The sequence below is a fragment of the Actinomadura sp. KC06 genome, assembly GCF_004348735.1.
Taxonomy (GTDB): Bacteria; Actinomycetota; Actinomycetes; order Streptosporangiales; family Streptosporangiaceae; genus Spirillospora.
On record NZ_SMKT01000213.1, the window covers coordinates 1 to 12332 of the forward strand.

A 12332-nucleotide genomic window follows, 5' to 3' on the forward strand; every position below is an offset into this window, starting at 1 on the left:
GCGGGTTCAGGTCGTCGGGGTCGAGGACGGTCTCCGACGCGTCGTCCGTCCGGGTGGGCAGGAAGCGGCCGGACGGCTCGTCCGCCACCGTCTCCTCGACCTGCGCCGCGGGCGGGGGCAGCATCGCCACGCGGGTGAGCAGCGGCTGCGCCTGCGCGGCGGTCATCCGGTTCACCGGCTCGCGGGCCAGCAGGCCCTCCAGCACCCGGGAGAGCGGGCCCGCGTTGCGCGCGGGCGGGACCGGCTCGGTCAGCGCGGCCTGCAGCGACGCCATCGCGTCCGACCGCTCGTAGGGGGAGCGTCCCTCCACGGCCGCGTACAGGGTCGCGCCCAGCGCCCACAGGTCGGAGGCGGGCACCGCGCGCTCGCCCTGCGCCCGCTCCGGCGGGATGTAGGCGGGCGAGCCCATGACCAGGCCGGTCTGCGTGAGGGTCGCGTCGCCCTCCACCTGGGCGATGCCGAAGTCGGTGAGCACGACCCGGCCGGTGTCGGTGATCAGCACGTTGCTGGGCTTGACGTCGCGGTGCAGGATGCCCTTCTCGTGCGCGTGCCGGAGCGCCCCGAGCATCTGCAGCCCGATGTCGGCGACCCGGCGGTGCTCCATCGGCCCGCGTTCGAGGAGGTCCTGCAGCGACGGGGCGAGGACCAGCTCCATCACGATCCAGGGCCGGTCGGACTCCTCCACCACGTCGTGGACGGTCACGACCCCGGAGTGGTTCAGCCGCGCCGACGCCCGCGCCTCCCGGAACGTCCGCTCGTACAGGACGCCGCGCTCGCTGTCGTTGAGCCCGGGAGGGAGCACGACCTCCTTGACGGCGACCTCGCGGTCCAGCATGACGTCGAAGGCGCGCCACACGGTGCCCATGCCGCCCCGCCCGACGACCGAGTCGAGCCGGTAGCGGTTACCGAGCAGACGTGGCTGTGCCATGGCTAGAGGGTCCCCCCACTGGTCATCCCACCCCGGAGGGACGGAACGTGTCGAGCACATTCTTCACGAGTGCCTCGTTCTCGTTCCACTGGGACGCGGGAACCGCGACCACCACAGCATAGGGGCGTCCCTCGAAGATCACACCGCGGTCGCGCGCCCGGGTGACGCCGGTCGAGCGGGACCACGTGAACTCGATGTCGGCGGCGGGCACGCCCGCGACGCTCGTGCGCGTGATCTCCCCGATCCGCTGGAAGCCCCTGAGTTTCCCGTCGGCGATGGCCTCCTGCTCCCAGGTGACCCAGTGCTGGTACGGGTCGCCGGACCACTGCGTCCGGTCGACCTGCACGTAGGCGCTGTTCGCGGGATTGATCCAGATGACGCTGTTGCCCTGCTCGGACCGCCGCCAGCCGCGCGGGACGGCGATGCTGAAGCCGGGCCCGCTCGCCTGGACGAGACCTGCCGGGAGCGGCGTCTCGCCCGTGCTCGGAGTGGACGACGACGCCGGTGTCGTGGGTGTGTTCGGTACGGACTGCTCTGTCGCGGGCGGGGACGGCTGCGCCTTGGCCTGCTTGCCGCCGGACGATCCGTCCGGCCACAGCAGGAACCCGGCGACGGCCAGGACCGCGACCGCCGCGACGGCGCCCGCGAGTATCGGCAGCACGGGAGAACGCTTCTGCGGCCCCGCGGGCGGCGGCGCGTATCCCGGGCCCGGCGGGAACTGCGCGGTCATGCCCGTCATTCCGGCCGTGCTGTCCGGATTCGGGACCGGGATCGGCGCTGGGGCCGGGACCGGCGTCGGGGACGCGTCGACGGCCGTCGCCGCGTCCGTGATGGTCTGGACGGCGGCGAGGTCCGCGGCGGCCTGGCCGGAGGCGATCGCGGCCAGGGCCTCCTCGGCCCGCTCGCCGCTCATCCGCCGGACGGGGTCGCGTTCCAGCAGGCCGGTGAGGACGGGCGCGAGCGGCCCCGCGTTCCGCGGCGGAGGGACGTCCTGCGTCATCACGGCCGCGAGGACCGCCATCGGATCGCCGCGGTGGTGCGGCGCGTGCCCCTCCGTCGCGGCGTAGAGGGTGGCGCCGAGGGCCCACAGGTCGGACGCGGGGATCGCCGGGTCGCCGTTGACGCGCTCCGGCGACATGTACGCGGGCGACCCGATGAGCAGCCCGGTACCGGTGAGCGTCGCGTCCCCGGCCAGCTGCGCGATGCCGAAGTCGGTGAGGACGGCGCGGTCGCCGTGCGCGACCAGCACGTTGGCGGGCTTGACGTCCCGGTGCAGGATGCCGATCGCGTGCGCGGCCCGCAGCGCGCCCGCGATCTGCCGTCCGACCGCGGCGGCGCGGGCGGGCGGCAGCGGGCCGTCCTCCTCCACGATCTCCTGGAGGGACCGGGCCCGGACCAGTTCCATGACGATCCACGGCCGGTCGTCCTCGTCCACGACGTCGTGGACGGTCACGACGCCCGGATGGTTCAGCCGCGCGGAGGCGCGGGCCTCCCGCAGCGTCCTGCGGTGCCGGTTCTCCCGCTCGCCGTCGCTCAGCCCGGCGGGCAGGACGACCTCCTTGACCGCGACCTCCCGGTCGAGGGTCTCGTCGCGGGCCCGCCACACCGTGCCCATGCCGCCGCGTCCGACCACGGATTCGAGCCGGTACCGGCCCGCGAGCACGCGATCTGGCATCAAACAGGGCCCTTCATCGGTCGTCAGTCGTCGGCGGGCTGGAAGAAGCGGTAGACCGGCTGGAGGTCGGCGTGGACCTTGCTCCAGTCCTTGTCGGGGGCGCAGAGGAGGATGGCGTAGCCGTGCCCGCTCGCGACGAACCCGCGGTTGAGGACGTGCATGCGGCCGCTCTTGCCGTCGTAGGTGAACTCCCAGTCGGCGGAGTCGTCGCCGTCTCCGGTGTCGGGGACGGGCGGCTGGTCGCCGGTCGGCACGATCTTGATCTTCTTGTAGCCGGGGAAGCGCGGCCCGCGGTCTTCCTGCCGCTTCCAGTCGTCGATGGCGCTGTCGCCGGGGTCGTCGGTCTGGTCGATCTGGATGTAGACCTTGCGGTCGGGCGAGTAGAAGAAGTCGCCGCCGCCCTGGGGCTTGCGTTCGGGCCCGCTCCATCCGCTCGGGACGGGCACGGAGTAGCCGCTGCGGTCCTTGTGCATCCGGAAGCCTGCCGGGAGCCCGGCGTTCGGCGTGCCGCTGGGCTTGGCCGAGCCGGGCGGAGCGGACCGGCCCTTGGTCGACGGGGTCGTGGCGCCCTTGCGGGCCGGCTTCTCGCCGTCCCCGCCGCCGTTCGCGAGCGCGATGCTCGCGACGACCACGATGATGAGCAGCGCGACCGCGGCGACGATCAGCACGTTGCGGTTGGACGCGAGCGCGGGACGCGCGGCCGGGTGCGTCGTCGCCGGGAAATGGGTCGTCGGGTCGGCCGGTGGCCCGTCCTTCGATGCGGCGGGCTGCGTCGGCGGGCCGGGGCGCCAGGACGAGACGCGGTCGGGGTCGGGAGTGGTCTCGCCCGGCCCGGCCTTCGCACCGCCCTCGGCGGCGTCTCCTGACTTGCCCGCTCCGCCCGGCTTCGTGGCGGGCCGGGCGCCGGCCGGCAGGTCGAAGCTGGTGAGCTGGTCGGGGCGGGCGTCGGGGGTCTCCGGACGGGGCGTCCCGCCGACCGGGTCGAGGCTCGTCGGGCCGCCGGGGTCGTCCATCTCGGCGGGGATCGGCTGGTCGGGCGCGTACGTCTCGGGGTACGGCTCGGCGTAGGCCTCCCCGTAGGCGTCCGATGTCGTCATCTGGGGGCCGGGGAGCTCGTCCAGCGGGAACTCGACGGCCATCGTCCGCTGCGTGTCGACGGTCTCCTGCCGGACGATCTCGTCGAGCAGCGCGCCCGCCTCGATCGCGTCCATCCGCTCGTCGGGGTTCTTGCGCAGCAGGCCGTCGACGACGGGGATGAGCCGGCCGCCCTTCAACGGCGGGTCGGGCTCGTCGGAGATCACCGCGACCAGCGCGGCCATCGGCTCGGACCGCTCGAACGGCGACTTGCCGTTCACCATCGCGTACAGGGTGACGCCGAGGGACCACAGGTCGGAGGCCGGGCCGGCGACGCGGCCGCGGGCCCGCTCCGGCGCGATGTAGGCGGGCGAGCCCATGACCAGGCCCGTCTGGGTGAGGGTGGCGTCGCCGGAGGCGGTGGCGATGCCGAAGTCGGTGAGCACGGCGCGCTCGCCCATCCGCCCGGCGCCGGTGATCAGCACGTTGCTCGGCTTGACGTCGCGGTGCAGGACGCCGGCCTGGTGCGCGGCGTGCAGCGCGGCGAGCATCTGCCGGCCGATCTCGGCGGCGCGGTGGACCTCCAGCGGGCCCTCCTGCTTGATCACCTGGTCGAGGGAGCGGGCCCGGATGAGCTCCATGATGATCCAGGGGCGGTCGTCCTCCTCGACGACGTCGTAGACGGTGACGACGCCGGGGTGGCCGAGCCGCGCGGCGGTGCGCGCCTCACGGAACGTGCGCTTATGGTGCACGGCGCGTTCCTCATCGGTGAGACCATGCGGGAGGATGACCTCCTTCACCGCGACGTCACGACCGAGGACCTCATCGTGCGCCTGCCAGACCGTCCCCATGCCGCCGCGCCCGACCTGGGTGACCAGGCGGTAGCGGCGGGCGAGCAACCGCTCACCGGTGGGTTCACTTGGCATATCCGCGACCATATCGACTTTTGCTGACAACCTTGGACCGAGCTTGCAAGCCACATCCCCCTACCCGTACGACGTCCGGCTCCACCCGGAGGTTCGCCCACCAGAGGCCCCCCGCACGGCGGGAACACGCGCACCGGACCGTGACCGGCGTGACACCCGTGACGCGTAGCCGGGGCGAGTGGGGACGGTTGATCCAGGCCGCGCCGACGATCTTCTTCTGGTACACCCGTCTCTCCGGGATCCTGTCGCTGCTCGCGTGGGTCTCCTATGGTCTCATCCTTGAGATGGCGGATATCTGGGCCCTGCGCTGGATCGGGTACCTCGGCTGGTTCCCGAGCGTGCCGCTCGGGCTCCTCTGGATCCTGCTGTCGATGGGCGTCCGGCGGCGCAAGAAGGCCGCGTGGCGGATCCTGCTGCTGATCTTCTGCCTGCCCGCCGCGCTCGGGGTGACGGCCGTCCTGACGACGGTGCTGGACCCGGACCGGCCCACGCCCGCCGGCCTGATCGTCACCACCGCCATCTACCTCGCGGTCCTCGTCCTGCTGGTCGCCGCGCGCGGGCAGTTCACCACGCTGCCCGACCGCGCCGACCGCCGCCTCGCCGGTCTCGTCTTCACCAGCCTGCTGGTCGTGACCTGCGGGATCGGCACGTTCCTCGTCACCGTCACCGACCGCGACCACAGCGGCGGCCTGTGGACGCATCCGCTCTACGCGATCTCCCAGACCGTCCTCGGGCCGCGCGTCACGGGCAAGCCGATCGACGTGAGCGTGCCGCTGTGGGTGGACGCGATCCTGTGGGTCCTCGGCACCGGGCTGCTGATCGCGACGTTCTGGGCGATGTTCAAACCGGGGCGCCGCGACCCCGTCCTGCGTCCGAAGGAGGAGCTCGCCGCCCGCGGGCTGCTCGCCGAGTACGGCGACCAGGACTCGCTCGGCTACTTCGCGCTGCGCCGCGACAAGGACGTCATGGTCGCGCCGAACGGTAAGGCGGCCATCGCCTACCGGGTCGAGGGTTCGGTCTCGCTGGCCAGCGGCGACCCGCTCGGCGACCCCGAGTCCTGGGACCAGGCGATCGAGGCGTGGCTGGAGGAGTGCCGCGCGCACGCCTGGATCCCCGGCGCCGTCAGCGTCGGCGAGCGCGGCGCGCACGTCTACCGGCGGCACGGGTTCGACGCGCTGGAGCTCGGCGACGAGGCCGTGATCGACCTCACCCGCTTCAACCTGGACGGACGGGAGATGCGGCAGGTCCGGCAGGCCGTCCGGCGGGTCGAGCGGGCCGGGTACGGGGTGCGGATCCGGCGGCACTCGCAGATCCCCGGCTGGGAGATGGCGAAGCTGATCCGCAGCGCGGACGCGTGGCGCGGCGAGGACACCGAGCGCGGCTTCTCGATGGCGCTCGGCCGCCTCGGCGACCCCACCGACGGCCGCTGCGTCATGGTCGAGGCGTTCGACGCCGACGGCGAGCTACGCGGCCTGCTCAGCTTCGTCCCGTGGGGGCGCTCGGGCCTGTCGCTGGACCTGATGCGCCGCGACCGGGCCGCCGAGAACGGCCTCAACGAGTACATGGTCGCCAAGCTCGCCGAGAAGGCCGCCGCCGTCGGCGCGCAGCAGCTCTCGCTGAACTTCGCGATGCTGCGGTCGGCGTTCGCACGCGGCTCGCAGATCGGCGCGGGTCCCGTCGCGCGGCTGTACTACCGGTGCCTGTCGTTCGCGTCGAAGTTCTGGCAGCTCGAATCGCTGTATCTGGCGAACTCCAAATACCTGCCGGAATGGCGTCCCCGCTACATCTGCTACACGCAGAGCCGCGACCTCGTCCGGCTGGGGCTCGCCTACGCCCGCGCCGAGGGGTTCCTGCCGAACCTGAACCGGCCGAAGCTGGACCGCGCGGCTTCGACGGGCCCGGCCACCGGGCTCGTCGACCGGATCAAGGAGATCGAGGACGCCGCCGACGCGGCCTGCGTGCCGCGGCGGCGGCTGTCCGAGCAGGAGCGGGTCAGGCACGCCAAGCTCGACCGGATCCGCGCCGCCGGGATGGACCCGTACCCGCTCGGCTGCGAGCGCACCGACGTCGCCGCCGACATCCGCGCCCGCTTCCCCGCACTCGCCCCCGACACCCGCACCGGGGTCCGGGTGGCGATCGCCGGACGGGTCGTCCTCGCCCGCGAGCACGGCCGGCTGATCTTCGTGACGCTGCGGGACGAGACCGCCGACCTCCAGGTCATGCTGACCGCCGACGCGCTCGGCGACGGCTCGCTGCACCGGTGGAAGACGCTCATCGACCTCGGCGACCAGGTCGCCGTGGACGGCGAGGTCGTCACGTCCAGGCGCGGCGAACTGTCGGTGCTCGCGTCGTCGTGGACGCTCGCCGCGAAATGCCTGCGCCCGCTGCCGAACAAGCGGTCGGGGCTGTCCGACCCGGAGGCGCGCGTCCGGCAGCGGTACGTCGACTTCATCGTCAACGACGACGCCCGCCGCATGCTCCGGATGCGCGGGGACGCCGTCGCCGCCGTCCGCGACGCCCTGCGCGCACGCGGATACCTCGAAGTCGAGACGCCGATGCTGCAGCCCGTCCACGGCGGGGCCGCCGCCCGGCCGTTCAGCACCCGCATCAACGCCTACAACATGCGGCTCTACCTGCGGATCGCGCCCGAGCTGTACCTGAAGCGGCTGCTGGTCGGCGGCGTGGGCAGCGTGTTCGAGCTGAACCGCAACTTCCGCAACGAGGGCGTGTCGCAGAAGCACAATCCCGAGTTCACGATGCTGGAGGCGTACGAGCCGTACGGCGACTACGACACGATGGCCGCCCTGACCCGCTCCCTCGTCGTGGACGCGGCCCGCGCCGCGCTCGGCACGGCGGTGGTCGTCCGGGACGGCGTCGAGTACGACCTCGCGGAGCCGTGGCGGGAGATCACCGTCTACGGTTCGGTGTCCGAGGCGGTCGGCGAGGAGATCACTCCGGACACGGCGGTGGACGTGGTGCGGAAGCTCGCCGATCGGTTCGGGCTCGGCTTCGACCCGCGGTGGGGGCAGGGCAGGCTCGTCCAGGAGCTGTTCGAGGCGCTGGTCGAGGAGGAGCTGATGGCGCCGACGTTCGTCCGGGACTACCCGGCGGAGACGTCGCCGCTGACCCGCCCGCACCGCCGCGACCCGCGCCTCGCCGAGAAATGGGATCTGATCGTCTTCGGGCTCGAACTCGGCACCGCGTACTCGGAGCTGATCGACCCCGTCCTGCAGCGGGAGCGGCTCACCGAGCAGTCGTTGCAGGCCGCGGGCGGCGACCCCGAGGCGATGGAGCTGGACGAGGACTTCCTGCGCGCCCTCGAATACGCGATGCCCCCGGCGGGCGGCATGGGCATGGGCATCGACCGGCTGCTGATCACGCTGACCGGCCGCAGCATCCGCGAGACGATCCCGTTCCCGCTGGTCCGGCCGGGGGGTTAGAGGGTCCGCTCGGCGGGACGGTAGCCCTGCTCGGCGAGCCAGCGGCGGGCCGCGCCGCGCCGGGCGTCCTCTCCTTCGGGGAGGATGCCCGGCGGGATCGGCAGCCAGCGCGACGGGTCGTCCGCCTGCGTCTCCTCATCGGGCATCTCATCGATGGTCAATACGTCGCCGCGCTCTAAGTCGAGGACGTGGAGGCCGTCGTCCATGGCCGCCGCCACCGCCCCGAGATCGACGGGCAGCGGGAACAGCGTCATGCCGGATCCGTGGCCGCGGTGCTCGGCCAGCTCGGCGGCCAGCTCCGCGTCCCCCGGCCACCCACGCTCGGCCAGCAGCGCGCGGCAGTCGTTGGCGAGGCACGCGCCCTGGGCCTGCCCTCGCGCGACGACCATCAGCGCCACGTCGCCCGCGTACTGGAGGACCGGTTCCAGCGGGCGGTCCTGCAGCAGTTCGAGCCCGGCGGCCCAGTCACCGCGATGCACGGCGGACCGCAATCGCGCCAGCGCCTCCACATCCCATTCGATCACATCGACATTTGTACAGACTTCTCGGGATGTGGGGAGGCGATTCGGCCGGGGACGTCGAGTTCGTGCCGTCCCGATCACGCTTGGACGGTCCAAAATGGCCGCCGGGGTCGATCGTCCCGAAGTCGCCGGCGAGGCCGCCCGCGGGGGACGGCCCGTGCTCGCGGGGCCGGGCTCCATGAGAACCACGGACGTCCTGTGCTCGAACAGGACCCACGACTTCTCGTCGGCCCGAATGACGTCGCGCCATACCTGAACCAGTTGCTGCGCGCCCGCACGCGATTATGCACGATGGCGCTGGCACTCGCCTAACGATTATTTCGGTGAGCCGCCGCTGTCGTCCTGCCCGGAAAATCACTGGGGATTCTTTGCGGCATTCAGTACCGTTGGCGGTGTTCTGAACGGGGGAAGGTGAAGAGACCGTGGCAAAGCTCAATCAGATCATCGCCATTGAGAAAGGCGTGAAGAGCCGCGCTCAGCGCGAGCTGGCCGACGTTCTGCGCGTGCTGCAGAAGCCGGCGCTGCTGTCGGGCATCTCGCGGGTCTACCGCCCCAAGGACGAGGAGGGCGAGACGCTCCCGCCGGAGTCCACCAAGGTCCAGGTGAAGTCGGAGGACGCGCTGCGCGACGTCGCCGCCGCCCTGACCCGGCTGTTCGACGTCGTCGCGACCAAGGACTGGGCGAACCGCGAGGCCCGCGCCGACGTGGTCGTCGACGGCCGGACGATCGTCGCGCAGGCGCCGGTCACGTACCTGCTGTTCCTGGAGAAGCAGCTCACGGAGCTGCTCTCGCTGATCGACAAGCTGCCCGTCCTGGACGCCGCCGAGTCGTGGAGCTACGACGAGAGCCGGGACGTGTGGCGCACCGATCCGGTCGAGACGTCCAGGACGAAGAAGGTGCCGCGGGCGCACGTCCTGTACGAGGCGACCGAGAAGCACCCGGCGCAGGTCGAGACGTTCACCGAGGACGTCGTCGTCGGGACGTGGACGAAGGTGGCGTTCTCCGGGGCGCTGCCCGCGCGCCGGGTGAACGAGCTGCGCGACCGCGTCGACCGGCTGCAGGCCGCGGTGAAATACGCGCGCGAGGAGGCCAACGCGGCGGACGTCGACGACCGGCAGGTCGGCGAGGCCGTTTTCGCGTACCTGCTCGCCTGAGGAAATCCCGGGCCTTTCCCGTCCTGGCGGCCGGTGTGCCGCCGGACGGGAAAGGCCCCCGAAGACTCCCCCGCTGGAGCGCGGGGGCGCGTCCGCAAGGGCGCGAAAGCTGAGAATGAAGCCTCAGTCTGATAGCGGTGACACTGGCGGTTCGAATCCGCCCCCGGGCATTCGCGCCCGGGTGGCCCAAGTCCGGTCGAGGCGGCCGCGTCAATCTCAGACTCTCGCTCCAGAATCAGCATTCGCCGTTCACTCGCCGGGCGGAGAAGGCCGATCTTTCCCGAGGTTGGCAGTTCGAATCTGTCCCGCGGCTCTCGTGCCGCGGTGGCTCAATGGGAGAGCGCGGGCAAGAAGACTGATCATCCTTCTGATCATCGCCGGTGAGCGCATACAGCGGCAGACGGGCCCCGGGGCTGGGTAGCTCCCCGGGGTCCACCGCCGTTTTCCGTCCGCGTGCGGCTTTGGAATCAGCCCGACCAGGATGTGATGCGGACGTCGTGGTCGGCGTCCGGGACGGCGAACTCCAGGAAGCGGGCGGCCTCCTCCTCGACGGCCTGCTCGTCCGGGAGGGGTGCCAAGCGTTCGACGGTCACGGTGGCACTGCCGGCCTTTCGGTCGCGTTCGAGCGTCCAGAGGCCGTGGACGCGTCCGTCCACCAGGATCGTGGGCTTGATCACGGCGCCCACGCAGACGATCCTGCGCTGCTCGTCGGTCATCAGCCGGGTGCGGTCGGCGTAGGCGAGGACGAGGTTGTCGAAGCCCGGCAGGAGCCGGACGGGCGCCGGCACGTCGTCGGGAATCGTCAGGTCGGGCAGGTCGAAGAGTTCCACGCCGTTGTCGTCCTTGTAGACGCGGAGCTCGGGCCGGAGTTCCTCGAAGGCGGCGTCCATGCGGCGCAGGCCGGACCACATCTGGAAGTCCTTGACGGACGCGGGCCCGAACGCGGCCAGGTAGCGGCGGATCAGCCGGGCGGGGCCGGTCTCGTACAGGGGCTTGCCGATCCATTCCTCCGCGAGCGCGAACGGGGTGGCGCCGCCGACGTTCCAGGTTCCGCTGGGCGGTGGGTGGACGACGGACAGCACCGCTTGGGCCGACCATCCGAGAGCTTGCACGTCGCGGTCGGGCCACAGCTCGGCGAGAGCGCGGGCGAGCTGGGGACGGGTCAGGACCTGGCCGTCCAGGAGCTTGCGGGCTTCGATGGCGAGTTCGTCCAGGTCCCAGCCCTTGGAGACGCGGCCGAACGCGGCCTGCCGTCCCCGGGTGAGGCATTCCTGGACGAGCGGGCGCAGCCACCGGTAGTCCTCGGCGAGGGACATGTGCTGGGTGCCGCGGAGGATCGATCCGCGCACGACGGAGCGGTCGTTCATGAGGTCGGTGAGTTCCTGCTGCTGGAAGCCGGCCAGCCTTGTCCACAGGCTGTAGTACGGCACGTTGTTCTCTTGCGCCTGGATCGCGACGAGCAGGGAGACCGCGTCCTGGACGGACATGTCAGAGCGTCTCAGGAGGAGCTGCCGGTCGAGGGCTGCCCGGTTCAGCGTCCGTCGGTCCAGTACCCGCATCGTTGACCCCGCCTCCGAGAGGAACGTACTATTCCGCTCCACTATATCAGAACGGAATGATCTATTCCATAGTTGGTGCCGGAGCGGTGTAGGTAGTATTCAGATTCATGCTCCCTACCGGCGGAGGAAGGGGTTGGCGGGCACATGCGGTACGTCGCCTACATCGGCAACCTGACGCGGCTGGCCGTCGAGCTGGCCAACGGCGATGAGCCGAGCGACCTGCGCGGCGAGTTCCTCCGCCAGCATCACGTGGCCGAGCCCGGCGCCGATGAACTGGAGGCGCTCCTGCCGCCTCTGCGCGCGGCGGTCGCGGCCGTGGCGGACGGCGGCCCCACCCTCCCGGTCAACCTGCTCCTCGACCGCTATCCGCCGGAGATGTACGTCAGCGAGCACGACGGCGACGGCCCGCACCTGCATTTCGCCCGCGACGGCGAGGACCCCGTCCCGTGGTTCGGCCGGAGCTGCGCCGCCGCGCTCGCCCACGTCCTGAGCGGGGACCCGGACGTGACCGTCGGCCGCTGCCGCGCCGACCGCTGCGCCCGCTTCTTCGTGGACGACTCCCGCAACCGCAGCCGCCGATTCTGCTCCAACACCTGCGCCAGCCGTACGACGGTCGCCGCCCACCGCGCCCGCCGCGCGACCCGGTGAGCACGCGAACGGGTCAGTCCTGGGCGGACTGCTGCTCTCGGTACGCGCCCACCGCGTAGCGGAGCCGGGCGCCCACCAGGAGGGCCTCGTCCTCCGGGCAGCCGAGGAGGCGGGTGACCAGCTCGACGATCTGGTCGTCGGACAGGTCCGGCTCGCGCTGGGCGATGCGCCCGACGATCTCGACCAGCTCGGGGCGCTTGTAGCTGGCGATCGAACGTCCGCGCTTGACCTGGGCGGGCGCGTCCGCCGAGCCGTCGCGCGGGGGCGGTGGGCTGACCTCGGGAGCTTGCTTCTGCTCGCCTGCCGCACGTGGTGCCACGACCTCCCGCTCCCCCGCGTTCGGGACGCGCGGGCGGCGGCCTGGGGCGTCCAGGCGGCGGGGCGGCACGTTCGGGGGCGGGGAAGCC

The 12332-nt window shown here is 72.0% G+C and carries 8 protein-coding genes and 1 pseudogene; 3 read left to right on the top strand and 6 right to left on the bottom strand.

Features of this window, described 5'->3' with window-relative positions; all coding sequences use genetic code 11:
- The 3 genes from E1287_RS38455 to E1287_RS46085 form a co-directional block, all read right to left on the bottom strand.
- Positions 1–928: serine/threonine-protein kinase (locus E1287_RS38455; protein ID WP_131970262.1), on the bottom strand; the 928-nt coding region annotated here is incomplete at its 3' end.
- A gap of 22 nt (positions 929–950) precedes the next feature.
- Positions 951–2603, bottom strand: coding sequence for a serine/threonine-protein kinase (locus tag E1287_RS38460; RefSeq protein ID WP_131970264.1), 1653 nt, complete (start codon positions 2601–2603; stop codon positions 951–953).
- 23 nt (positions 2604–2626) lie between these two features.
- Positions 2627–4603, bottom strand: coding sequence for a serine/threonine-protein kinase (locus E1287_RS46085; protein WP_243719725.1), 1977 nt, complete (start codon positions 4601–4603; stop codon positions 2627–2629).
- A gap of 158 nt (positions 4604–4761) precedes the next feature.
- Between E1287_RS46085 and lysX the strand changes: the two genes are divergently transcribed.
- Positions 4762–8043, top strand: a complete 3282-nt coding sequence (gene lysX, locus E1287_RS38470; protein ID WP_243719726.1) for a bifunctional lysylphosphatidylglycerol synthetase/lysine--tRNA ligase LysX — start codon at positions 4762–4764, stop codon at positions 8041–8043.
- Here lysX and E1287_RS38475 read toward each other — a convergent pair.
- On the bottom strand, positions 8040–8567 hold the full coding sequence (locus E1287_RS38475; protein ID WP_131970266.1) for a hypothetical protein: 528 nt from the start codon (positions 8565–8567) through the stop codon (positions 8040–8042). The two genes, lysX and E1287_RS38475, sit on opposite strands and share 4 nt — an antisense overlap.
- Positions 8568–8986: 419 nt before the next feature.
- On the opposite strand from E1287_RS38475, the gene E1287_RS38480 reads away from it, so the two are divergent.
- Complete coding sequence (locus E1287_RS38480; RefSeq protein WP_131970267.1) at positions 8987–9718, top strand: hypothetical protein; 732 nt, start codon at positions 8987–8989, stop codon at positions 9716–9718.
- A 467-nt stretch (positions 9719–10185) separates the two neighbouring features.
- Here E1287_RS38480 and E1287_RS38485 read toward each other — a convergent pair whose 3' ends face one another.
- The gene (locus E1287_RS38485) at positions 10186–11205 is read right to left on the bottom strand and encodes a winged helix DNA-binding domain-containing protein (protein ID WP_243719727.1); all 1020 of its coding nucleotides are present in this window, start codon (positions 11203–11205) and stop codon (positions 10186–10188) included.
- Between the two features lie 216 nt (positions 11206–11421).
- On the opposite strand from E1287_RS38485, the gene E1287_RS38490 reads away from it, so the two are divergent.
- Positions 11422–11925: a CGNR zinc finger domain-containing protein gene (locus tag E1287_RS38490; protein WP_131970271.1), complete on the top strand. Its 504-nt coding sequence runs from the start codon at positions 11422–11424 to the stop codon at positions 11923–11925.
- A 13-nt stretch (positions 11926–11938) separates the two neighbouring features.
- Here E1287_RS38490 and E1287_RS44345 read toward each other — a convergent pair.
- A pseudogene (locus E1287_RS44345) lies at positions 11939–12332 on the bottom strand (hypothetical protein); the annotation flags it as partial.